This is a genomic window from Citrobacter sp. W9 (assembly GCF_026719375.1).
Taxonomy (GTDB): domain Bacteria; phylum Pseudomonadota; class Gammaproteobacteria; order Enterobacterales; family Enterobacteriaceae; genus Citrobacter; species Citrobacter werkmanii.
The window spans coordinates 1-317 of sequence record NZ_JAPPTE010000086.1 but is presented as its reverse complement, the minus strand read 5'-3'; the positions used below and the strand labels follow the sequence as shown (position 1 = coordinate 317).

At 68.5% G+C, this 317-nt stretch carries 1 protein-coding gene; it reads right to left on the bottom strand.

The window, feature by feature from the left end; genetic code table 11:
* Positions 1 to 317: Ig-like domain-containing protein (locus OOJ59_RS27980; RefSeq protein WP_268063561.1), on the bottom strand; the 317-nt coding region annotated here is incomplete at both ends.

Sequence of the window (317 nt, the reverse complement as noted above, 5' to 3'; positions counted from 1 at the left end):
AGGTCGGTGACGGTGGCCACAATGGTGTGGTCGCCGTCGGCCAGCGCGGTGCTGTCAATATGCCACTGCCCGTCCGCGTCCTTCGTCGCCGCCAGCGGCTTACCGCCGTCGATGCTCACCATCACGCTGACGGCGTCGTTCTCCGTGGTGATGGTAAAGCCCGGGGTGGCGTCGTTAGTCTGGTTGTCGCCGGGGGTGCCGGTGTCGTCGCTCAGGGCGATCACCGGCGCCGCCACGCGGGTGTCCACCGTCACAGCCAGCGCGGTGGAGGTCTGCACGTTCCCCGCGTCGTCGGTGACCTGCACCGTGACGCTGTA